This is a genomic window from Campylobacter sp. P0103, assembly GCF_002139545.1.
Lineage (GTDB): Bacteria > Campylobacterota > Campylobacteria > Campylobacterales > Campylobacteraceae > Campylobacter > Campylobacter devanensis.
Genome location: NZ_MJKG01000002.1, coordinates 1 through 22,481, shown reverse-complemented (window position 1 = coordinate 22,481; position 22,481 = coordinate 1). Strand labels below are relative to the sequence as shown.

General features: G+C 34.0%; 20 protein-coding genes and 2 pseudogenes. 21 read left to right on the top strand and 1 reads right to left on the bottom strand.

Features of this window, described 5'->3' with window-relative positions:
- Nucleotides 1-10 precede the first annotated feature (10 nt).
- Entirely contained in the window at nt 11-1,222 is a 1,212-nt protein-coding gene (locus tag CIGNP103_RS02780) for a sensor histidine kinase (RefSeq protein ID WP_180381788.1), read from the top strand.
- 16 nt (nt 1,223-1,238) lie between these two features.
- Nucleotides 1,239-2,717 (top strand): Ppx/GppA phosphatase family protein, encoded by a 1,479-nt coding sequence (locus CIGNP103_RS02775; protein WP_086268542.1) that lies wholly within the window; start codon nt 1,239-1,241, stop codon nt 2,715-2,717.
- Between the two features lie 36 nt (nt 2,718-2,753).
- Here the strand turns inward: CIGNP103_RS02775 and bamA are convergent, their stop codons facing one another.
- Nucleotides 2,754-5,024 carry an outer membrane protein assembly factor BamA gene (gene bamA / locus CIGNP103_RS02770; RefSeq protein WP_086268541.1) on the bottom strand — a complete coding sequence of 757 codons (2,271 nt, stop codon included), beginning with the start codon at nt 5,022-5,024 and terminating at the stop codon, nt 2,754-2,756.
- A gap of 119 nt (nt 5,025-5,143) precedes the next feature.
- Between bamA and CIGNP103_RS02765 the strand changes: the two genes are divergently transcribed.
- The 19 genes and pseudogenes from CIGNP103_RS02765 to CIGNP103_RS08445 form a co-directional block, all read left to right on the top strand.
- A complete protein-coding gene (locus CIGNP103_RS02765; protein WP_086268540.1) occupies nt 5,144-5,974 on the top strand; it encodes a prephenate dehydrogenase in 831 nt (276 codons plus the stop codon).
- A 60-nt stretch (nt 5,975-6,034) separates the two neighbouring features.
- Nucleotides 6,035-7,384 (top strand): M23 family metallopeptidase, encoded by a 1,350-nt coding sequence (locus CIGNP103_RS02760; RefSeq protein WP_236847411.1) that lies wholly within the window; start codon nt 6,035-6,037, stop codon nt 7,382-7,384.
- A 58-nt stretch (nt 7,385-7,442) separates the two neighbouring features.
- On the top strand, nt 7,443-8,327 hold the full coding sequence (gene lpxC / locus CIGNP103_RS02755) for a UDP-3-O-acyl-N-acetylglucosamine deacetylase (protein WP_086241503.1): 885 nt from the start codon (nt 7,443-7,445) through the stop codon (nt 8,325-8,327).
- A gap of 44 nt (nt 8,328-8,371) precedes the next feature.
- A complete protein-coding gene (locus CIGNP103_RS02750) occupies nt 8,372-8,770 on the top strand; it encodes a glycoprotease (protein ID WP_236844772.1) in 399 nt (132 codons plus the stop codon).
- A 9-nt stretch (nt 8,771-8,779) separates the two neighbouring features.
- The gene (thrB, locus tag CIGNP103_RS02745; RefSeq protein ID WP_086240926.1) at nt 8,780-9,661 is read left to right on the top strand and encodes a homoserine kinase; all 882 of its coding nucleotides are present in this window, start codon (nt 8,780-8,782) and stop codon (nt 9,659-9,661) included.
- A gap of 25 nt (nt 9,662-9,686) precedes the next feature.
- Nucleotides 9,687-9,929 (top strand): DUF448 domain-containing protein, encoded by a 243-nt coding sequence (locus CIGNP103_RS02740; protein ID WP_086241504.1) that lies wholly within the window; start codon nt 9,687-9,689, stop codon nt 9,927-9,929.
- The gene (infB, locus tag CIGNP103_RS02735; RefSeq protein ID WP_086268539.1) at nt 9,916-12,465 is read left to right on the top strand and encodes a translation initiation factor IF-2; all 2,550 of its coding nucleotides are present in this window, start codon (nt 9,916-9,918) and stop codon (nt 12,463-12,465) included. The genes CIGNP103_RS02740 and infB overlap by 14 nt, the downstream gene beginning before the upstream one ends.
- The gene (gene rbfA, locus CIGNP103_RS02730; protein WP_086225370.1) at nt 12,462-12,830 is read left to right on the top strand and encodes a 30S ribosome-binding factor RbfA; all 369 of its coding nucleotides are present in this window, start codon (nt 12,462-12,464) and stop codon (nt 12,828-12,830) included. The genes infB and rbfA overlap by 4 nt, the downstream gene beginning before the upstream one ends.
- Nucleotides 12,827-13,252, top strand: coding sequence for a ribosome maturation factor RimP (gene rimP, locus CIGNP103_RS02725; RefSeq protein ID WP_086241506.1), 426 nt, complete (start codon nt 12,827-12,829; stop codon nt 13,250-13,252). The genes rbfA and rimP overlap by 4 nt, the downstream gene beginning before the upstream one ends.
- A 2-nt stretch (nt 13,253-13,254) precedes the next feature.
- The gene (gene ribD, locus CIGNP103_RS02720) at nt 13,255-14,277 is read left to right on the top strand and encodes a bifunctional diaminohydroxyphosphoribosylaminopyrimidine deaminase/5-amino-6-(5-phosphoribosylamino)uracil reductase RibD (RefSeq protein ID WP_086268538.1); all 1,023 of its coding nucleotides are present in this window, start codon (nt 13,255-13,257) and stop codon (nt 14,275-14,277) included.
- The gene (locus CIGNP103_RS02715) at nt 14,274-14,792 is read left to right on the top strand and encodes a TIGR00730 family Rossman fold protein (RefSeq protein ID WP_086235729.1); all 519 of its coding nucleotides are present in this window, start codon (nt 14,274-14,276) and stop codon (nt 14,790-14,792) included. The genes ribD and CIGNP103_RS02715 overlap by 4 nt, the downstream gene beginning before the upstream one ends.
- Before the next feature lie 277 nt (nt 14,793-15,069).
- Entirely contained in the window at nt 15,070-16,086 is a 1,017-nt protein-coding gene (mnmA, locus tag CIGNP103_RS02710) for a tRNA 2-thiouridine(34) synthase MnmA (RefSeq protein ID WP_086234926.1), read from the top strand.
- A gap of 180 nt (nt 16,087-16,266) precedes the next feature.
- Nucleotides 16,267-17,190 carry a branched-chain amino acid transaminase gene (locus tag CIGNP103_RS02705; protein ID WP_086229433.1) on the top strand — a complete coding sequence of 308 codons (924 nt, stop codon included), beginning with the start codon at nt 16,267-16,269 and terminating at the stop codon, nt 17,188-17,190.
- A gap of 10 nt (nt 17,191-17,200) precedes the next feature.
- Nucleotides 17,201-18,286, top strand: coding sequence for an SPFH domain-containing protein (locus CIGNP103_RS02700; protein WP_086241509.1), 1,086 nt, complete (start codon nt 17,201-17,203; stop codon nt 18,284-18,286).
- Between the two features lie 10 nt (nt 18,287-18,296).
- Nucleotides 18,297-19,034, top strand: a complete 738-nt coding sequence (gene hisIE, locus CIGNP103_RS02695) for a bifunctional phosphoribosyl-AMP cyclohydrolase/phosphoribosyl-ATP diphosphatase HisIE (protein WP_086241510.1) — start codon at nt 18,297-18,299, stop codon at nt 19,032-19,034.
- Entirely contained in the window at nt 19,024-19,548 is a 525-nt protein-coding gene (locus tag CIGNP103_RS02690; protein WP_086241511.1) for a DUF2393 family protein, read from the top strand. Before hisIE ends, CIGNP103_RS02690 begins: the two co-directional genes overlap by 11 nt.
- On the top strand, nt 19,548-20,081 hold the full coding sequence (locus CIGNP103_RS02685; protein ID WP_086228270.1) for a DUF2393 family protein: 534 nt from the start codon (nt 19,548-19,550) through the stop codon (nt 20,079-20,081). Before CIGNP103_RS02690 ends, CIGNP103_RS02685 begins: the two co-directional genes overlap by 1 nt.
- A gap of 130 nt (nt 20,082-20,211) precedes the next feature.
- A pseudogene (locus CIGNP103_RS08450) lies at nt 20,212-20,817 on the top strand (cache domain-containing protein); the annotation flags it as partial.
- A 441-nt stretch (nt 20,818-21,258) separates the two neighbouring features.
- Nucleotides 21,259-22,272 (top strand): annotated as a pseudogene (locus tag CIGNP103_RS08445) (methyl-accepting chemotaxis protein); the annotation flags it as partial.
- Nucleotides 22,273-22,481: the final 209 nt, after the last annotated feature.

Sequence of the window (22,481 nt, the reverse complement as noted above, 5' to 3'; positions counted from 1 at the left end):
GGCTTCTACGATGCTAATTGTTATATTTTCGGTGATGTTATACCACTATATTAAGATTACAATCTTTGAAAATATAGTCCAAGGTCTAACTTTGGAGGCTAAGAATATCTCTTCAATGAATGAGAATGAGAGTCTTGAGTATAAAAATAGTAATTTTGATCTAATTAAAATAGTCTTAAATGACGATAATCTCACTCGGCCTGAATTTGTCTCAACTAAAGATATTAATGCTACATATTTAACGCTATATTATCCATATCAAAACCGTCTTTTAGTATTAACTAAAAATACTAGCGAATATAGTTTAATAGTAGATCAAATTTTAGTTGATATTTTAATCATTAATTCCACAGCAATATTTTTAATTTTATTTTATGCGCTATTTCTATCTAGAATGTTGCTAGCGCCTCTTCGTTCGTTTTGTCTAAAGCTTGGGCAGTTAAATGAGAGATTTCTTCAAGAAGTTGAGACAGATGAATTGCCGGTAGAATTTAAGCCTTTGGGTGATGGAGTAAATAGATTAATTGGTAGGATTTTGACCTTTGTACAGTATCAAAAGGAGCTTTTTATTGGAGCTGCGCATGAGCTAAAAACACCACTGGCAGTAATGAAAACTAAAAACGAAGTTACCCTTATTAAAGAGCGTGATACTCAAAAATATATTGATACATTAAAAAACAATAATGAAGCTATAAATCAGATGAATAAAATGATTAGCTCAATTTTGGAGATTGGTAGACAAGAAGGCGCACAGTTTGAACAGCCAGTGATGACTGATATGATTGCTTATATAAATGAGATTGGTAATAATTTCTTAATTCTTGCAAAAGGTGATGATAAAAATATTAGAATAAATTTGCGCCCTCATAGTCTTAAGATTATGATCCAGCCAACTCTATTTTTACATGTATTGCAAAATTTTGTCCAAAATGCAATTAAATTTTCTCCAAAAGGTGCCACAATTGAGATAAATTCTACACTCGCAAACGGTGAATTTATCGTTCGTGTGATTGATGAAGGGATTGGAATTGATGAGAGCAAGGATCTTTTTGCTCCATTTAAGCGCTATGGAAATAGCAGCGGGGCTGGACTTGGATTGTTTTTAGCTAAGGGAGCAGCGCAAGCACTTGGCGGAAGGATTGAACTGCGTAATCGCATAGATAGAAGTGGAACGATAGCGACGCTAACGCTACCTATACGAAATAGTAAATATAAAAAATAAATTTAAAAGAGATTTAATGTCAAAAAGAGTTGCAGTTATTGATCTTGGATCAAATTCGGCTAGAATGGCGATATTTGAACGAACTAGTAGGCTTGGGTTTTTTATTCTTCGTGAGTATAAGGTAAAGGTACGTCTTGGAGAGGGCGCTTATGAGCGTGGTGGAGTATTGCAGCCTCAAGCAATGGATAATGTTTTACATGCATTTAGTGAATTTAAGCATTTTTTGAGAATTTATAAGGTTAGTAAGGTTTTATGTACCGGTACTTCAGCTTTGCGTGACGCACCAAATTCGAATATCTTTATTAATATGGTAAAAAGAGAGCTAGGATTAAATTTGCGAGTGATAAGTGGAGATATGGAGGCTTTTTATGGAGGGCTTGCAGCACTAAATCTACTTAGCCCTCTAAATGAGGCTACTACGATTGACATTGGAGGAGGCTCGACTGAGCTGGCTAAAATCAAAGATGGAAAAATCGTAGATATCATTTCGCTTGATATTGGTACAGTTAGATTAAAAGAGCTATTTTTTGATAAGGGAGATATAGATGGAGCAATTAAATTTACTCAAGAGATAATTGCTCAAATTCCATCGCACTTTATAAATGAAAATATAATAGCAATAGGTGGGAGTTTAAGGGCGATATCGGGTGCGATTATGCAGTTGCAAAATCATCCAATTAGATTAGTGCATAATTTTACTTATGAGTATAAAAATTATCTGAATTTAATTAGTAAAATTGCTACAGATAAGGAATTTGATTTAAAAAATATAGCCATTAAAAAAGATCGCTTTGATACTATTAGACAGGGTGCGATGATATTTAGTGCTGCGGCTAAAAATTTAAAAGCTAGGATGGTTTATACTAGCGGTGTTGGGATTAGAGAGGGGGTATTTTTGGCTAATCTTCTAAGGCCAAATTTAAAATCCAAAGAGCTAATCCAAATGCCACAAAAGTATAAAATAGCCTTTCCAAAAGGCTTTAATCCAAGTCTTAGGAGCCTTCAAGATAGATTTGCTAAGCGTGATAATAGTATTACTACAAAGCATGTAAAGACTCTATTTGAGATTTTAGCACCACTTCACAAGCTTAATCCAAGCTATCTAAATGAGCTTATAATCGCTTCTAAACTCTATAATATCGGTAGAAGTGTTGGTTTTTATTTGGAGAATTCTCATAGTGGATATATTGTGAAAAATGCTCTAAATTACGGCTACACGCATCAGCAAAAGGCGTTAATCGCTGCTATGATTGAGTATCAGGGTAAGGCTATAAATAGTCTTGGTGAATTTGAAAAATTGCTTCCTAGTATTGATGTAGTTAGATGGCTTAGCTTTATTCTTGGACTTGCTGGAGTATTGAGCCTTAGTCCAAATATTAGTTTTGAATTTAGTTCAAATACTTTATATATTAAAGGTGCAAAGAATTTTTTTATGTTAAAAAATGAGATAAGAAAACTAATAAAGCCTGAGATTTTTGTGATTTCGTTTGAGTAGGTTGAATTTGACAGGTGTCAAATTCAACTAAATACCTTAAAATCTTCTACCAATTGTAAATTCAAAGCTGCTTGTGTCATCGCCTTTTTTATCATCTAGAGCTTGAGCGTAGAATAGTTGAAGTGGGCCAATTGGTGTAATCCACTCAATACCAGCTCCAGCACTAGAACGCTTAATCTCATTAATATCACTATGACCAATCATACCATAATCATAGAAAATCACTCCACGCATTTTAAGGCGATTAATGATTGGAAAGCTTAGTTCAAATGAGTTATTGAAGCTGATTTTACCGCCAGTTTCAATAATTTCACAGCCATTTATTACAGTGCCATTGCTATTTTTAGGATTGCAGATTTTTTTCTTTGGTGTAACTGATCTGCTATCATAACCTCTAATTGAGTTAATTCCACCTAAAAATAGCTTTTCATTAATAGGCAATTTTGAGCTATCATCATTATAAATATATCCAAATCCAGATTTATATCGTAAAATTAAATCCATATCTATATAGTCTTGTAAACCTTGATAAATATTAAATGTAGTTCGGTTTTTGATAAACTCCATATCGCCTCCAAGGCCAGCATACTCTAGGCTGGTTGATGCAATGATACCACTTCGTGGAACATAGTAATCATCGGTATTGTTAAATGATATACTAGGAGTTAATGCGCTTTTGATATTTACGCCATTTTGATATCCAGCATCTCTATAAAATGCATCTAACCCCTCTATCTCGCTACGCTCAATTTGGTAGCTTAAATATGCGTTTATATATCTGCCTAACTGTCTTCCTCCTATAATATTAGCTCCATAGTTTTGCTCATCATACTCATCCCAGCTATAATCATTAGCAAACAGCCCCCCACCAAGACTATAAGCTGAGTCATTTACACGTGGATTGGTTAAATTTATATTCCCACTTAATGTATCATCGCTTTTATCAACCATAATGCTACCTTTATATCCAGAGCCAAATACATTTGAGTCGCTTACTCCGGCATTTAATAGCAATCCATCGCTACTTCCATAGCCTATACCGCCTACAATACTACCAGTTGAGGTTTCTTTTACGGCTATTTCTAAGTCGATTTGGTCTTTATCTACACGTTTTTCGATTATCTGGACATCTTCAAAATACCCACTTCTTTTTAATGCATTTTTAGAGTCTATAAGATCGGTTTTATTATATAAATTCCCTTCTGTTAAATATAGCTCACGCCTAATAATCCGATCAGCCGTACGATCATTTCCGCTTATGATCACATCTCTTATATATACCTTTTCTTTAGGAATTACCTCATAGACTATATCAGCAGTATAATCGCTATTTTTTGTAATATTTGGATGAACTTTTACATAAGCAAAGCCCTTATTTGCTACTATATTTTCTAGAGTGCTAATGTCTAATTTCATCCATGATGAGTTTAATATATCACCTTTTTGCAGCTTAAAATCATCAATTATTTCAGTTGTATCAAGTTCTAAAAACTCAGGCGCTTTAATACTAATTTGATTAGCTTTATAAATTTCACCCTCACTGATATAATAGGTCAAATCAGCTTTGTAATTATCAAAATGAGCGTTTAAATTTGGTGCTGAGACGCTAGCGTCTAAGTAGCCTTTTTTTAGATATTCATCTTGAATTTTGGCACTATCACCTGGGAGTTCATAAATTTTAGCTTTGCCATCATTTAATCCCCACATCCATCCCATAAATTCTCTACTTTTATTTGCTACGGCTGGTTCGATATCTGAATAATCTAATGCTTTAGCTCCTACTAAATTTACATTTTCGATTATGATATTTTCACCTCTATTTACTGTTAGAGTTATATGAAGTGAGTTTTTATTCTCATTTATTGGTACAATATCGGTAGTTACAACAGTATCAAAATAACCTCTAGCTTCATAGAATTGACGAATTCTAATTTTGGTATTATTTAGTGCAAACTCATCATACATTTGACCTTTTTTGATATCTATTATTTGTTCAATGGATTTTTGATCATTTGTAACAACACCATTAATATCAATTTTAGCAATTACTGGCTTTTCGACCAAATTTACTATTATATTGCCTGCATTTTCTTCGATAGTAATATTTTCAAAATACCCTTGTTTGTATAAATTTATAATAGCACGATTAGCGATCTCATCACTAAAATTACTACCAACTTTTAGCCCGCTAATATCAGTTGCACTCTCATTAGAGAGATGTAAAAGACCGTTAAATGTAATACTCTGAATCTGAGTAGCCTCCAAAGCGGCTGCTACAATAAAGCTTGAAAGTACTGCTTTTTTCATAAAATTACCTAAAAATAAAATGGGTAAAATGGTATCATAAATATTTTTAACTTTTGATTAAGTAGCCTTTTGGACTAAATTTGATATAATCGCACGCTAAAAATTTCTAAGGAAACACTATGCATGTAGGGATTATTGGACTTGGGCTTATTGGCGGGTCTTTAGGTTTGGCACTAAAAGATATGAAGCTTATTGCCAAGGTTAGTGGATATGATTTAGATAAAAATAATGAAAATGATGCACTAAATTTAGGGCTTGTTGATGATATTATAAGCTTTGAAGAGATGAAAAAAAGCTGTGATATGATATTTTTAGCAATTCCAGTTGAAGCCATTATTAAGGTTATGCAAAACTTAAAAGATATCCCAAGCAATACTACAATTGTTGATCTTGGTTCAACAAAGGAGCAGATTTTACGCTCATGCCCAACTGAAATTAGGAGCAATTTTGTTGCAGCTCATCCTATGGCTGGAACAGAAAATTCAGGACCAAAGGCTGCTTTTAAAACTTTGTTAAATGGCGCTGTAGTAGTAATTTGTGATGATAAAAACGCTGGAGAATTTCATATTAAAAGAGTTGTTGAGATTTTAAGTCATGCTGGGATGAAGATTGTATTTATGGATTCAAAAAGTCACGACCATCATGTAGGAATTATCTCACATTTGCCACATGTAATTAGCTATAGTTTGGTAAATTCGACCTTAAAAGAGGAAGATAAACGAAATATTTTACTTTTAGCAGCTGGTAGCTTTAGTGGAATGGCAAGAATAGCAAAGTCTAATCCGCAAATGTGGAGTGATATTTTTAAACAAAATAAAGATAATCTTTTAGAAGCAATTACATCATTTAAAAATGAACTTGAAATTTGCGAAAATATGATAAAAAACGAGAAGTGGGATGAGTTAAAAGAGTGGATGGAGACCGCACGCTCTTTAAGAGAGATACTTTAATACTATTTATTGAATTTATTTAGATAGAATTTTGCGATTTAAATTTAGTAAAGGATAGTTGTGAGAGGTTCAAAGGTTAAAACTTTTATATTTGCATTGATTTTTATCGGACTTATTTTTGGTGTTGTTGGAGTATTAAACTCAAATTCAATGGATTCAGAAACACCAAAAATATCTATAAATAGTGAAATTTACTGGAATCAAAAGACTCCAATTGATCTAAATATTAGTGATAATGGTACACTACAATCATTTAAAGTTACATTAGTAGATGGACAAAGCGCTCATATTATAATGGATGAAAAATTTAATGAACCACAAAATCAAGCACAGATAAATTTAAAATTTCCAAAAAGTCTAATTTTAGATAAAAATCGTGCATATGAGCTATTAATAGAAGCAAAGGATTCTAGTTTTTTAGGTGGAAATGTAGCTAGTAAAAAGGTAAATTTGATAATTGATAGTAAAAATCCTCAAATTCAACTCATAAACCAATCATATAAAATTACTAAAGGTGGCTCAGCTGTTGTAGTTTTTAAAGCAGTTGATGAGAATTTACAAAGTGTTTATATCCAAAACGGAGATCGAATTTTTAAACCAACTAAATTTGTAAAAGATGGTTACTGGGCTTCTTTGCTCGCATGGGATTTACAAAGCCCAAATTTTAAAGCTAGAATTGTGGCTGTAGATAAAGCCGGTAATAAGAGTTTCTCAAGTATTGGCTACTATTTGCAAGATCGTAAATATAAAGAGTCTAGAATTGCTTTGAGTGATAGATTTTTAGATGGTAAAATTGATGAGCTAGCCAACCAATATGCTCAAAATTATCCAGAGCTTGATAGACTTGCAAAGTTTAAATTTGTAAATGAAACTCTAAGGGATTCAAACGAAGATATGATTCATAAGATAACTTCAGCAGTGCCAGAGGAGATTATAGATAGCTTTTATATTGAACCATTCTATCCGCTTAGAAATGGTGCAGCAGTAGCAAGTTTTGGAGATCATAGATTTTATACCTATAATGGAGAAGATGTAAGTCAAAGCTGGCATATGGGGCTAGATCTTGCTAGTACAGCTATGGCATCAATTGATACGCAAAATGCAGCTTTTGTGGCATATAATGATTTAAATGGAATTTATGGTGAGAATATTATTTTATATCATGGATTTGGACTTTATACACTTTATGGGCATTGTAATGGTACTTTGGTTAAACCTGGTGAGCATATTGGAGTTAAGCATATAATTGGTAAAACTGGCACTAGCGGATTAGCGCTTGGCGATCATTTGCACTTTGGGGTGTTAATTCAAGGCGTTGAGGTTAGGCCTGAGGAGTGGATGGATAGAAAATGGATGAAAGATAATATCTATGATATTTTAAATTCAGCCAAAAAAGCTATAAAAGGCTGAAATTTTAAGATTTTTTAATCCTTTTAGGATTATAATTTGCAAAATTTTAAGGAATATTGTGAAACAAAGAACTATAGGAAAACGAGTAGAAGGAGTCGGAATTGGTCTTCACAAAGGTGAGCCAATTAAGCTGATTTTAGAGCCTTTAGAAGCTGATAGTGGAGTAGTATTTTATAGAAGTGATATGGCTACAAGTTTTAAAGCTGAGCCAAGTAGTGTATTAAATACTCAGATGGCTACAGTAATTGGCAATGAAAAGGCTACAGTATCAACTATCGAACACCTAATGAGTGCGATAAATAGCTATGGAATTGATAATATCAGAGTTATTTTAGATGCAAATGAAGTACCAGTGATGGATGGAAGTGCTATTAGTTTTTGTATGATGCTTGATGAGGCTGGTATAGTCGAGCTAGAAGCTGATAAAAAAGTAATAGTAGTTAAACGAGAAGTAGAGGTAAGAGAGGGCGATAAATATGTCAAATTAACTCCATCAACCAATCCAAAATTTAACTATACAATTAAATTTGAAAATCCAGTAATTGGCTTACAAAGTTATACTTTTGAATTTAGTAAAGAAAATTTTATAAACCAAATAGCAAGGGCTAGGACTTTTGGATTTTTAAAAGATGTACAAAAACTAAATTCAATGGGCTTAGCACTGGGCGGAAGCTTAGATAATGCTGTAGTAATAGATGGTGGTAAAATATTAAATCCTGAGGGGTTAAGATTTGAAAATGAATTTGTCCGTCATAAAATTTTAGACGCAATTGGCGATATAAGCTTACTTGGAGCACCTATGATTGGAGATTATGAAGCTTTTGCTGGAAGTCATGATTTAAATCATAAATTAACTGTAGCACTATTAAGCGATGAGAAAAATTATGATATTATAACTCTAAGTGAAGCAACACAAAAAGAGTATGAAAAGGCATTTGCATAAAAAAGGTTGATATATTAGTAATTTGCCTTAGTTCACCTTTGCTTGTGGGTGTATATTTAGGTGGAAATTTAATTGAGCAGATTAAGAGCGATGAAAAAGCAAGCGAATCCTTAGGAGAGATTTTGGGTTTGCTAAGTGCTAAATTTGAGATTAGTAAAATTATTTATGCTAATGGGCCAGGAAGCTTTATGGGGCTAAAGGTTGCTTATTTGACACTTTGTACTTTTTGCGTGGCTCGTGGGTTGGAGTTTTATGGAGTTGATGGATTTGCTTTAAATGGGGCTAAGCCAATTAGAGCCAATAAAAATATGAGTTTTGTGCTAAAAAATGGGGCTATTAGTCTACAAAGAGTTGAACCGTATGAATTTGAGTTGCCAATAAGTTTAGATGGTTTGGAGTTGATAGCTGATGCATTGCCAAATTATGTTATAGATGCAGTTTAGGAGATTATAATGACAATATTTACACCAGCAACAAGTGCGAATTTGGGACCTGGATTTGACTCTTTGGGTCTAGCTTTAAAGCTTTATAATGAGGTTAGCATCACTGAACAAAAGATTAGCTCTATTAATATTATAGGTGAAGGAAGCGATAAAATTGCTTTGAAAAAAAATAATACATTTGTAAATATTTTTAATGAAACTATTGCCAGCTTAAATGGTAAGAGTTTAAATTATAAATTTAACTTTGTAAACAATATTCCCTTTTCAAGAGGATTAGGAAGCTCTAGTTCGGTTATAGTTGGGGCTATTGCGGCTGCTTATTATATTGCAGGATTTAAGGTTGAGCGTAGCGTAATTTTGAATAAAGCTTTACAGTATGAAAATCATCCTGATAATATTTCGCCAGCCGTTTGGGGTGGATTTACAGTAAATATTGTTAGTGGCGATTCAGTTTTTACTCAAAGAACAGATATTGATTCAAATTTAAAAGCTGTGGTTGTTATTCCAGATGAGCCGATGAATACCAAGCAAAGCCGTGGCAAACTTCCGGCAAACTATACAATGAGCGAGTGCGTAAGCAATCTTAGTCATGCTGCTTACTTAAGTAGCTGTTTTATTAAAAAAGATTATGATAATTTACGTCTTGCAAGTATTGATAAAATGCATGAAGAGTGCAGAATGAGTGCTTTACCAGAGCTTTTTAGGGTTAAAGAAGTAGCATATGCTAATGGTTCTTTAATGAGTACACTCTCAGGAAGCGGATCAAGCTTTTTGAATTTAACCTATGATGATAGAGCACAAGCTTTAGCGCAGGCTTTGCAGAGTGAGTTTAGTAAATTTAGAGTTGTAATTTTAGATATTGACAACGATGGATTTAATATAAAAAGCTAAAAATAAAGAAAACTAAGATATAATAGTGCGAAAATTTTATAAACCTATTAGAATGTGCGTGGTTTGCAAGAGTAGATTTTACCAAGATGAGCTTTATAAATTCCGATCAGTAAATGGTGAAATAGTATTAAATTTATGCAATGCTAGATCGTTTTATGTTTGTAAAATTTGCATAGAAAAAGATGCAAAAGAGCTAAGAAAACCACTTACAAAATTTGGAAAAAATAGTATAAATTTAAAGGAGATAATAGTCAATGGCAAAGATTAGAATTCACGAAATAGCAAAGGAGCTAGGCTCATCGTCTAAAAAAATTTTAGAGAAGGCAAAAGAGCTAGGCTTTGCGGTGACTACTGTCTCAAGCGCTGTAAGTCCAGAAGATGCTGCAAAGCTTTATGATTATGTCCAATCTGGTATAATCCCAGAGGCTAAATCGGCTAAAAAGCCAGCAGTTAAACAGCCGCTAAAAGATGAGTCAAAACCAACTATAAAAGATGAGTCACTCAAAACTCAGCTAGCACCTGAATCAGTAAAAGTAGTAGCTGTAGAGTCAAAACAGCAGCCAGAATCCAACCAAAAAGATGAATCAAAACCTGAGAGTCTAGCAAATTCAAGTATAAATAAAAGGCGTGGCTTAGTAATTGTTAAAAAGAAAAAAGACGAACAGCCAAAAGTAGAAAAATCTAGTAGTCCAACAATGATAAATAATAAAGCACTTGAATCTATGTTTGGTAGTGGTGAGGAGAGTTTTAAAAAGAAGAAAAAAGATAAAAAACAATTTCAAGCCACTAAAAAAGAGAGTTCATCAAAGCTTGATTTAATGGGTCTTAGTGAATTTGGTGACGATATTGTAATCGATGATGAAGATGTTGTAGTGCTACCAGACCTCACAGTAAAACCGATTGAAACTGAAAGGGTTCAAACTACTAAAAAACCTCTAAATATCTATAAACCTGCGCAAAATAATGGATTTAACTTTGAAGGCGGAATTCAAAGAAGTAGCCGCAAAAAGCATAAAAAAGTGGTCAAAGATAATCAAAATGAGAGCGTTGTAAGTGTAGATATACCAAAAGAGATTAGAGTATATGAATTTGCTGACAAAATCAAAAAATCCCCAAGTGAGATTATTGGTAAGCTTTTTATGCTTGGCAAGATGACTACCAAAAATGACTTCTTAGAAGAAGATGAGATTGAAATTTTAGGTGCTGAGTTTGGTATTGAGATTAATATTGTAGATACTCAAGAGGAATTTGACTATGTCAAAGCTTATGAGGGCGAAGATGACCAACACTCCGAGCCTAGAGCGCCTGTAGTTACGATAATGGGGCATGTCGATCATGGTAAGACAAGCTTATTAGATTATATTCAAAACTCTAGAGTAGCAAGCGGTGAAGCCGGTGGTATCACTCAACATGTTGGCGCATATATGGTAGAAAAAAATGGCAAAAATATCACATTTATTGATACGCCAGGGCATGAGGCCTTCACTGCTATGAGAGCTAGGGGAGCTAGTGTTACTGATATTGTTATTATCGTAGTGGCTGCTGATGATGGTGTCAAACCTCAAACCAAAGAGGCGATATCTCACGCTAAGGCAGCGGGCGTGCCAATTATCATAGCTATAAATAAAATGGATAAAGAGAGTGCTAATCCAGATTTAGTAAAAACTGGTTTGGCAGAACTTGATATCATGCCTACAGAGTGGGGCGGGTCTTATGAGTTTGTCCCAGTATCAGCAAAAACGGGAATGGGGATAGAAGATTTATTAGAAATAGTGCTTTTACAAGCTGAAATTTTAGAGCTAAAAGCCAATCCAAATAGGGAGGCCAAAGCTACAATTATAGAGAGTTCATTACAAAAAGGCCGTGGCCCAGTAGCTACTATAATAGTAGAAAATGGAACTTTAAAAGTAGGTGATACCATAGTTGCGGGTGTGGCGTATGGTAAAGTAAGGGCTTTAAGCGATGATAAGGGCCGAAGCTTAAAGGCTATTAAGCCAGGAGAGTGTGGAGTATTAATAGGTCTAAGTGAAGTACCTGAAGCTGGCGAGACGCTAATTAGCGTAAAAAGCGATAAAGAGGCTCGTGAATACGCACATAAAAAATATGAGTATCTACGCCAAAAAGAGTTAAGCAAATCTACAAAAGTTACAATAGATGAGTTAAGCGCCAAAATCGCAGAAGGCGAGTTGAAAAACCTACCTGTAATAATCAAAGCCGATGTCCAAGGCTCATTAGAGGCTATTAAAGCTAGTCTTGAGAAGCTTAGAAATGATGAGATTAAAGTTAGCATTATCCACTCTGGTGTAGGCGGTATCACTCAAAGCGATATATCACTAGCTAGTGCTAGTCAAAATTGCGTGATATTAGGATTTAATATTAGACCAACTGGTGATATCAAAGAAAAAGCCAAAGAAAAAGCTGTCGAGATCAAAACCTATAATGTAATTTACAATCTTTTAGATGATGTTAAGGCTTTATTAAGTGGCCTTATGAGCCCAGTTATCACTGAAGAGGATCTTGGTCAAGCAGTGATTAGACAAGTTATAAATGTACCAAAAGTCGGTCAAATCGCTGGCTGTATGGTGACTGAAGGTATTATTAGCAGGGGTGCGAAAATTCGTGTTATTCGTGATGGCGTGGTGGTATTTGAAGGCAATATTAGCTCACTTAAACGCTTTAAAGATGACGCCAAAGAGGTAGCAAAAGGTTATGAGTGTGGCGTAGGAATTGAAGGCTATAATGATATGAGAGAGGGCGATTATATTGAGAGTTATAAAGAAGTAGAGAATAAGGCAGAGATATGAACCCTGCTGAGTTAAAAAGACTTCGCACCCAAAGCATATTAAAAGAGCTAATTCCAGAAGCCCTAAGCACTCTTGAAGATGAGTATTTAAAGGGGCTTTGTGTTACTGATGTTGAGTGTAAAAAAGGCAGATATGATGCCTTTGTATATTTAGATAAGATGAATTTTGATGAGAAAGAACAAGCCTATATATTATCTCATCTTAAAAAGATTAGTCGCCATATCCAAAATCATTGTATGGCAGCCGAGGGGTGGTATAGGGCTCCAAATTTTCATTTTATCTTTGATGATAGATTAAAGTATCAAAATCATATGGATGCTCTATTTGCTAAGGTTGCTGATGAGTTACAAAAGGGTAAAAAGTGAATTTAGAAGAGTTAGAAAAGTTATTAAATGATTGTGGCGTGGCTCTGTATGATACAGAGATAGCCAACGAAAATGGCCGCCAAATTTATAGAGTTTATATAACTAAAAGTGGTGGTGTGAGCTTAGATGATTGCGAGGTTGTTAGTAAGCTTTTATCGCCTATTTATGATGTTATGCCGCCAGTTAGTGGGGATTGGGTTTTAGAAGTTTCTAGCCCAGGACTTGAGCGAAAACTAAGCAAACCAGAACATTTTGCTAAGAGTATATCTGAGATGGCAAAGATTATATTAAGCGATAAAAGTGAGATAGTTGGCACAATAGTAAGTGCAAATGGTGATGATATTGTAATCAATGATGGCACACAAAATATAAATTTAAATTTTAATAATATAAAAAAAGCTAAAACCTTTATCCAGTGGTAAATATGAATGATGAGTTTTATCTATCTTTAGCTATTAATAAAGCGTGGGATTATCAGCTTTTGACCTATCCTAATCCCGCAGTTGGGGCTGTGATTTTAGATGAAAATGGCAAGATTTTATCTATTTGTGCTCACCAAAAAGCTGGAGAGGCTCACGCTGAATTAAATGCGACAAAAGAGGCTTTAGAGAGCAAAGATAGCAGTTTAAAAACCATATTTGCCACCGCTAAAAATCCAAATGAGCTATATAATCTCATAATCCAAAATCACCGAAATTTGCTTAAAAACTCCACCTATTATGTGACGCTAGAGCCATGCGCTCATCAAGGTAAGACGCCACCTTGTGCGAGTTTGATTCTTGCTATGGGTGCAAGGCGTGTAGTAATTGGCTCAAGAGATTATGGAGAACATGCCAAAGGCGGGGCTGAGTTTTTAGCTAAAAATGGTGTTGAGGTAAAGCTTGATGTGTGTAAGGCTAGGTGCGATGAACTACTAGAGCCATTTTTAAGGTGGCAAAGTGGGAATTTTATATTTTTTAAGATTGCTCTTAGCCAAAATGGGGTTGCAACTGGTGGAGTAATATCAAATTTAGCCAGTCGTACTCATACACATCATTTGCGTTCTTTAGTTGATTTAATGGTAATTGGTGGAGCTACTGTGCGTATTGATAGACCGACATTAGATGCTAGATTATTTAGTAAAAAATCACCAGATATTTTGATTTATTCATCATATGCCAATTTTGATCCTAAAATTTCACTTTTTAATATACCAAATAGAGAAGTTATAATTAGCAATTCTTTGGATTTAGCTTTTAAAAAGAGATTTGTTATGATTGAAGGTGGTGAAAATTTCTTAAGAAATTTAGATTCTAGAGTAGATTGGATTCTAATTTATCGCTCAAATGAATTCAAAAGTGCTAATAATATAAATTTAGATATGAAGGTTAAAATCTTACATAGAAGTATTTTTGGCGATGGAGAGCTTTTGTGGTGCAAGAGACTAGATTTAGGAATTAATGCATGAAATATGTAACTATTTTTGGCTCAGCCAGATTAGATGCTAGCAGTGAACATTACCAAAAAGCATATAAAATCGCAAAAGCTTTGGCAGCTACTGGATATGGGGTTATCACTGGCGGAGGTGGCGGCATTATGGAAGCAGCAAACCGTGGAGCATTTGAGGCTAGAGGGGATAGTATAGGGATAAATGTTATATTGCCAAATGAGCAACAGCTCAATTCTTATTGCACCAAATCGCAGACATTAAATAGTTTAAGCGAGCGAAAAAACGCTTTAATAAAAGATAGTTTTGCTTTTATTATTTTTCCTGGTGGTTTTGGAACGCTTGATGAGGCTTTTGAGGTTATTGTATTGGCGCAGGCAAGGCTTAGAGATCATAAGGTGATTTTTGTTCAAAGAGATTTTTGGGCGCCACTTTTTAACTTTTTAGATAATCTTGTGAATTTGGGTTTGGTTAATAAAAATAGCTATTATAGTGCTGATAATATAGATGAGATTATGGATATTTTACTTTTATAGCATAAATATCAAGCAGTGCTAGCTTATTGCTATATTATGTATGCTAAATGTCAATTTACTTAGATTATACAAGACAAATTTGGCTAAATGAGTTTTAAAAACTTGTATTTTTAAGATAAAGTTATTAAGGTTTTGTATAAGATTAGATTTACTCAAACTAATTCTAAATTTATATAATATACTATTTAAATATATTATATAAATTTTTACTATCTCGTTTTATTATATTTAGAAATATTTTGTATAATCATCAAAAAATAGCGATAAAAGGATTATTTTGAAAGTATTAATAGCATTAAGCGGTGGTGTAGATAGCTCAATGAGTGCCAAATATTTACAAGATCAGGGTTATAGTGTAGTAGGTTGCTATATGAAGCTACACGGCAGAGAGGATTACCATAGACATAATATTGAGAATGTCAAAAAAGTATGTGAGTTTTTAGGGATAGAGACTCATGTTTTAGATCTGCAAGAGACTTTTAAAAAAGAGGTTTATGATCTATTTGTTAATTCATACAAGGATGGAATTACGCCAAATCCATGCGCTCACTGTAATCGCTTGATTAAATTTGGTGCACTTTGGGAATTTGCTAAGAGTCTAGGCTGTGATAAAATCGCAACTGGTCATTATGCTAGAATAGAAAATGGCTTAATAAAATCTGCTATTGATGAGACTAAAGATCAAAGTTATTTCTTGGCCAATCTTGACCCGCAAATTTTACCTTACATCATCTTTCCACTCGGAGATAAGCTCAAAGTCGATATAAAAGCCCAGGCTTCGCAAATACCACAGATTGCATCGTTGGCCTCACAAAAGGAAAGTAGTGAGATTTGTTTTGTTGAGACTACATATATTGATGTTTTAAAGCAGCACTATAATACCAATCTTCCAGGTATTGTTCGTAATTCAAATGGCGATGCTATCGGTACTCATGATGGCTATATGCATTATACAATTGGCAAGCGCAAAGGCTTTAAAATCAATGGTGCGCATGATCCTCATTATGTAACTAATATCAATGCTAGAGCTAATGAGATTACTGTAGGTAAAAAAGATGAATTAGAGTGCTATAAATTTAAAACACGTAATTTTAATAATTTTACTCAGTTGAGCGAATTTGAATCTTATGTAAAAATTAGATATCGTTCAAAGCCTATTTTATGTGTTGTTCGTGTAAGCAATGGAGTAGCAACTGTAGAACTAAAGAGCAATGCTGGAGCTGTTGCTAGTGGTCAGTTAGCTGTATTTTATGATGAAAATCAAAGGGTTTTAGCTAGCGGATTTATAGAATAAATTTGCTAGTCAATTTATTCTTTTGAGTTTAGATATTATTATATGTCTTGTGCTATAGTAATTGTTTAAATTTATACTATGCTAAATTTGCAAAAGCAAGGCTAAATTTATCATTTTTATCGGTTTATTAATTAAATTTAGATAAAATATTGCCTAAAATTTTTTTATAAAGAGGTTACAATGGCACTACCAGAAGCAGAACATATATGGTATGATGGCAAATTAGTCAAATGGCACGAGGCTACAACTCATGTTTTAACTCACTCATTACATTACGGCAATGCTGTATTTGAAGGCGTTAGAGCTTATATGACACCAAAGGGTTTAGCTATTCTTTGCCTTGAAGCACATACAAAAAGGCTATTTGAATCTGCTAAGGCTTGTGGGATTAAAATTCCATTTACCGCTGAAGAGATCAATCAAGCACACATTGACCTATTAAAAAGCAACACCTACACAGATAATGTCTATATTCGTCCACTTGTATTTTTAGGCTATGGTAAAATGGGTGTTAGTCATATTGGATGCCCAGTAAATGTCGCTATTGCAGCGTGGCAGTGGGGTGCATATATGGGCGAAGAAGCTCTTCAAAATGGTATAAAAGTCAAAATCGCCTCTTGGATGAAGCCGGCACCATTTTCTATGATGTCAAAGGCAAAAGCAAGCGCTAATTACTTTAACTCTCAAATGGCAAATTTCGAAGCACACGAAGCAGGCTGCGATGAGGCTTTGCTGCTTGATCCGCAAGGATTTATCGCTGAAGGTAGCGGCGAGTGTTTCTTTATCGTAAAAGATGGAGTAATAATAACTCCACCAAATGACACTAGCTTAGAGAGTATTACTCAAAAAAATGTGATTCAAATAGCAAAAGATTTAGGCTATACAGTACTTCGCCAAAGAATTACTAGAGATGAAGCTTATAACGCTGATGAAGCATTTTTTACTGGAACAGCAGCAGAGGTTACGCCAATTAGTAGTATAGATAGTAGAGTAATTGGTAGCGGCAAAAGAGGCCCAGTATCGCATGAGCTTCAAGGTGCGTATTTTGATATAGTAATGGGTAAAAATCCAAAATATGAACATCTACTTACTTATATTAATTAAAGGATAAGAATTGCCTGCAGATTTAAATGACTATTTTAATAAAAAAAATGGCAACTCAAATAACGATGAGAGGAAGCCAAATTTTAATTTTAAAAAGCCAAATGTACCAAATTTGAGCGGAGGTTTAGGTAAATTTAGTGGTATTATATATGCTTTAATTGCTATAATTGTTATCTTGGTGGTAGCTAAGCCATTTGTGGTTATTAACTCAGGTGAGGTAGGTATCAAATCTACTGCTGGTAAATTTGACCCAAATCCGCTTCAACCAGGATTTCATTTTTTTATACCTTTTATTCAAGAGGTACGCATAGTTGATACTAAAGTTCGTCAGATTAATTACACCTCTACAGAGGGTAGAAATGAGACAAATTTCCGTGGTAGCGGAATTGAAACTAAAGATACTATATCGGTTTTAGACTCTCGTGGACTTCCTGTTAGTATGGATATTACTGTTCAGTATCGCCTAAATCCACAAAATGCACCGCAAACCATTGCTGCGTGGGGTTTTAGCTGGGAAAATAAAATAATAGACCCAGTTGTAAGAAATGTTGTAAGAAATGTAACAGGTAAATACACAGCAGAAGAGTTACCAGAGCGCAGAAACGATATCGCCGCAGCTATCGATATGGGAATTCGCTCAGATATAGATAAGCAACCAAATCAGCCAGTAGAATTAGCTAGTGTTCAGCTAAGAGAGATAATCCTACCACCAAAAGTAAAAGAGCAGATTGAAAGAGTTCAAATAGCAAAACAAGAGGCTGAAAGAACTAAATATGAAGTTGAGCGTGCAAATCAAGAAGCTCTTAAAAAAGCTGCTCTTGCTAAAGGTACAGCCGAAGCTGTAAAAATCGAAGCCCAAGGTAGAGCCGATGCTGTAAAAATAGAAGCTGATGCGCAAGCCTACTCAAATTCACAAATCGCAAGAAGCTTGACAAATAATCTTTTAGAACTCAAACAGATCGAGACTCAAAAAGGGTTTAACGAAGCTTTAAAAACCAATCAAGATGCGAAAATTTTCTTAACTCCTGGTGGAGCTGTTCCAAATATCTGGGTAGATACCAAAGATAAACAAAGACAAACTTCAACACAAAATTAAGGATTTTTAGATGAGCGTGAGTGTAAATTGGAATAAGATTAATGGTATGCTCCCAGTAGTAGTCCAAGAGGCTACTACTAGTGAGGTCTTAATGCTTGCATATATGAATCAAGAAGCCTTTGAGCTTACTAAAAGTACTGGTCTAGCTCACTACTACTCACGCACTAAATCTAGAATTTGGAAAAAGGGCGAAGAGAGCGGTAACTTTCAAATTGTTAAATCCATTAGCCTTGATTGCGATAGTGATGCTTTGCTTTTAAAAATAGAACAAATAGGTGGTGTAGCGTGTCATACTGGAGAGAAATCTTGCTTTTTTAATCATTTAAATTTAGAACAAAACAGCAGGCCAAATTTAAATAAAGAGATAAAATATGATATCTTAGATCATCTTTATCATATTGCACTTAATAGAAAGCTAAATTCAAGTTCAAATTCATATATCGCTAAACTTTATACAAAATCTCCAGATAGTTATCTTAAAAAAATATCTGAAGAAGCGTGTGAATTTGCTCTTGCGATTAAAGATTTAGAGCGCTTTAAGTTATATGCAAATATGAACAAAGAGAGTTTTGGTGAGCATAAACCAGGCCAGCCAAAATATGACGCTATTTACGAGGCAGCTGATGTGTTATTTCATATGATTGTTGCGTTAGCTGATTATGATATTCATCCAAATGCAGTACTAGAAGAGCTAAAACGCCGTGAAGGTATAAGCGGAATAGAAGAGAAGAAAGCCCGTGACAAATAGTATATTTTCTACCATTAAATTTTATGTAAGTAACTTTGGATTTTATGATTATGTCGCAGTTTCGTGGGTAATTTTGCTATTTTTGGCGCTATTTATTTTAGCCATTTATATGATGTTTAAGCGTCCATTTTTTGCTATAATTTTATTTTTGCTTAGCTTTGTAGGGCTAGGTGCTGGTATAAATTATTCACTTAAATTTATTGATGATGTAACACGCCCAAAAGATGTAAATATTGCCCCACTTCGTCAGTTATTTTACTCTGATGTTATGATAGCTGATGTAAATATAACCAATAAATCCAAACAACCATTTAAAAAGTGCCGAATAAAGCTAAGTTTTCACAATATCGGAAAAAGTAAATTTGAAAATTTAAAATTTAAATTTAACCCATTTCATACAGAGGTAATTATAACTGAGCAGATTGAACCTGGCAAAACTGGGGAAATCAAATTCGTTATGAAAGAATTTCGCCCACAAAACTATACCACCACACTAAGAACGGAGTGTTTTTAATGAGCTATTTTAATATATTTCATATAATAGTATTGATACTGATTTTATCGATGTTTGGCTTATTTACCTATTTAATAATCCTAAAAGAACACCGCACTAAACAAGCTATTAGTCTACTTATTGTTAATGTTGCTATTATGAGTTGTTTGGCTATGATTTCAATGATGCTAATTGATAAATATACCAAAGTTGCAGAGATTATCAATTTAGAGGGTAGGCGCACCTTAATCAATGAGACTATTAGTTATAGTGGTATTATTAAAAATGTTGGTTATGGTTATATTAATTCATGTACAATCAATATTGAATTAATCAATACTCCAGAAAAAGGATTAGAGGCTAGCAATTTTGAAAATCGTGGATTTTTTGATACTTATATTGGTAGTAATCATAGCCAAAAAGGTTCGCAAAAAGGTGAATTTTTAATACTCAAAGACCTTCCAAGCGGTGATCAAAGAGGCTTTAGCTTTACAATGCCATATCCTGCTCACTTTAAAAACCATACTACAAATTATACGCTAGATTGTAAATAATTTAAGTCAAATTTAAATTTGGCTTAAATATTTATATATAATTTTCTTATAATAATTAATCTATCTATTTTAAGTTATTATAAATCTAATATTAGCTAAAATATATAATAAAAAATTTCAAAGGATAAGTATGTTTAAAAATATGAAACTATCAGTTAAACTTGCTTTTGCGGGTTTTGTATTTACTGCCTTGATAGTAGCTACCGTTGCTGGTATCGCCACATATCAAGCCATAAATAGAGTCGAGTCGAATTCTGCTGCCTTCATGGAAGCTGGTTCTTTATCACAAGCAAATTACATCGCTGCTGAATTTAACAAAATTTCCGATGCTTTAAATGCTTATAAAACAGCTATGGAATCATCATTAAATTCCGGTATAGCTATGCCTGTTGATATCATAACAAATATGTTAAGCGAAGCCATAAAAGATCAAAAAATAGCCGCTGGGATATTTTTCTACACTACAGATGACAGCATATACGCCAAAAACCCAAATTCAAACGACCCACGATATACCCAAGCTGGCGATCTAGCCATATATGTCAATTATCACAACAGACTTGAGCGTATCGAAGATAACTTCAAAAGCAAAGATTATTACGCAAATGGCCTTAGCAAACCAAGATTAACCGAGCCTTTTAGCGATCATATAGAGGGTAAAAACATAACAATGGCTTCTATGACTTTCCCTGTGAAATACAAAGGCAAAACAATAGGTATAATCGGTGCTGATTTGGATTTAGACACATATTTTATAGATAGATTAAAAGAGATTAAACTATACAAAAGCGATACAAGCTTCTTAGTCTCAAACAAAGGTATAATGGTAGCCAGTCCTAACCCACAAAATAGAGGATTAACCATTCAACAAGTAAATCCAAATCTAGCTCAACTACTACCAGTTTTAAATAACAAAGAAATTGATTACGCTACAGTAGCAGCTATGAGCAAAAGCATACAAGAACACGCTCACTTCAACCTATCCAGAGTAAATATGCATAATATGGATGAGAATTGGGGTCTTGCTACACTAGTTCCTACTAGAGAGATTTTCGCTGAAATCTCATCAGCTAGAAATAGCTTAATAATTGTAGGCATAATAGTCGCTATAATCGGTGGATTTTTCCTATTCTTCGCTACAAAAATGCTAATTACTAGAATAGAAAATATCAGAGCTTTACTATCAGATTTCTTCGATTTCTTAAACCACAAAAGAGCCGACGCTCGCCTAGCAGTAATTACCAATAACGATGAAATCAGCCAAATGGCTAAGGCTATCAACGATAATATCGTAATCGTAAAATCAAATTTAGACAAAGACTCAAAAGCCGTTGAAGAGTCTCTAAAAAAAGCTAGCGAAGTAGAAAACGGAAATCTAACCGCTAGAATCACTCTAAACCCAGCTTCACCAGAGCTATTAAAACTTAAAAATGTCCTAAACAAAATGCTAGATGTCTTAGAACAAAAAGTAGGTAACGATATCAACGCCATCCAAAGTGTATTTGATAAATTCAAACAGCTAGATTTCACCGTAAGAATAGAAAACCCAAAAGGCGAAGTCGAGATAGTTACCAATCTACTAGGCGATGAAGTTACTAAAATGTTAAGGGCAAATCTAGAACAAGCAAACAACCTACAAAATAAAGCAGATGAGCTAAAAGGCTTTGTAACTTCACTAAACGAAGGTGCTAAATCTCAAAGTGAATCCCTACAAGAGAGCGCTGCAGCAGTTGAAGAGATGAGTAGCTCAATGAACTCTATAAATGATAGAGCTAGTGAAGTTATCAAACAAAGCGAAGATATCAAAAATATTATTACAATAATTAGAGATATCGCAGACCAAACAAATTTATTAGCCCTAAACGCAGCTATCGAAGCTGCTCGTGCTGGAGAGCATGGTAGGGGATTTGCCGTGGTGGCTGATGAGGTCAGAAAACTAGCTGAAAGAACTCAAAAATCCCTAGGCGAAATCGAAGCAAATGTAAATATCCTAAGCCAAAGCATAAATGAGATGAGCCAAAGTATCAGCGAGCAAACAACAGCTATAAACCAAATCAACGAAGCTATCGTAAATGTCGATGGTCTAACTAGACAAAACACACAAATCGCACAAAATAGCAATGTAGTAGCAAATGAAGTTGATATGATTGCAAATGCAATTGTGCAAGAGGTTAAGAAAAAGAAATTTTAAATTTAGCTTTTTATATTGTAACAACTCTTACTATTAAAAGTTATACTATTAAAGCCCCCACTCTATTGTGGGGCGCTCTCATTAAATCAACCACAATATATATTTTTATTCTAACCTCCCCAAAACCCACAAATTTAATTACACCCCATAATATTTTAATATCTCACCCAATCCAATCTAAATTCCACTCTAAAAATTATAAAATACCC

Excerpts from the sequence above, each read along its gene's own strand:
- CIGNP103_RS02780 (WP_180381788.1), top strand. The coding sequence starts at position 11 with ATGCTAATTGTTATATTTTCGGTGATGTTATACCACTATATTAAGATT.
- CIGNP103_RS02775 (WP_086268542.1), top strand. The coding sequence starts at position 1,239 with ATGTCAAAAAGAGTTGCAGTTATTGATCTTGGATCAAATTCGGCTAGA.
- bamA (WP_086268541.1), bottom strand. The coding sequence starts at position 5,024 with ATGAAAAAAGCAGTACTTTCAAGCTTTATTGTAGCAGCCGCTTTGGAG.
- CIGNP103_RS02765 (WP_086268540.1), top strand. The coding sequence starts at position 5,144 with ATGCATGTAGGGATTATTGGACTTGGGCTTATTGGCGGGTCTTTAGGT.
- thrB (WP_086240926.1), top strand. The coding sequence starts at position 8,780 with ATGACAATATTTACACCAGCAACAAGTGCGAATTTGGGACCTGGATTT.
- infB (WP_086268539.1), top strand. The coding sequence starts at position 9,916 with ATGGCAAAGATTAGAATTCACGAAATAGCAAAGGAGCTAGGCTCATCG.
- rbfA (WP_086225370.1), top strand. The coding sequence starts at position 12,462 with ATGAACCCTGCTGAGTTAAAAAGACTTCGCACCCAAAGCATATTAAAA.
- ribD (WP_086268538.1), top strand. The coding sequence starts at position 13,255 with ATGAATGATGAGTTTTATCTATCTTTAGCTATTAATAAAGCGTGGGAT.
- CIGNP103_RS02715 (WP_086235729.1), top strand. The coding sequence starts at position 14,274 with ATGAAATATGTAACTATTTTTGGCTCAGCCAGATTAGATGCTAGCAGT.
- CIGNP103_RS02705 (WP_086229433.1), top strand. The coding sequence starts at position 16,267 with ATGGCACTACCAGAAGCAGAACATATATGGTATGATGGCAAATTAGTC.
- hisIE (WP_086241510.1), top strand. The coding sequence starts at position 18,297 with ATGAGCGTGAGTGTAAATTGGAATAAGATTAATGGTATGCTCCCAGTA.
- CIGNP103_RS02685 (WP_086228270.1), top strand. The coding sequence starts at position 19,548 with ATGAGCTATTTTAATATATTTCATATAATAGTATTGATACTGATTTTA.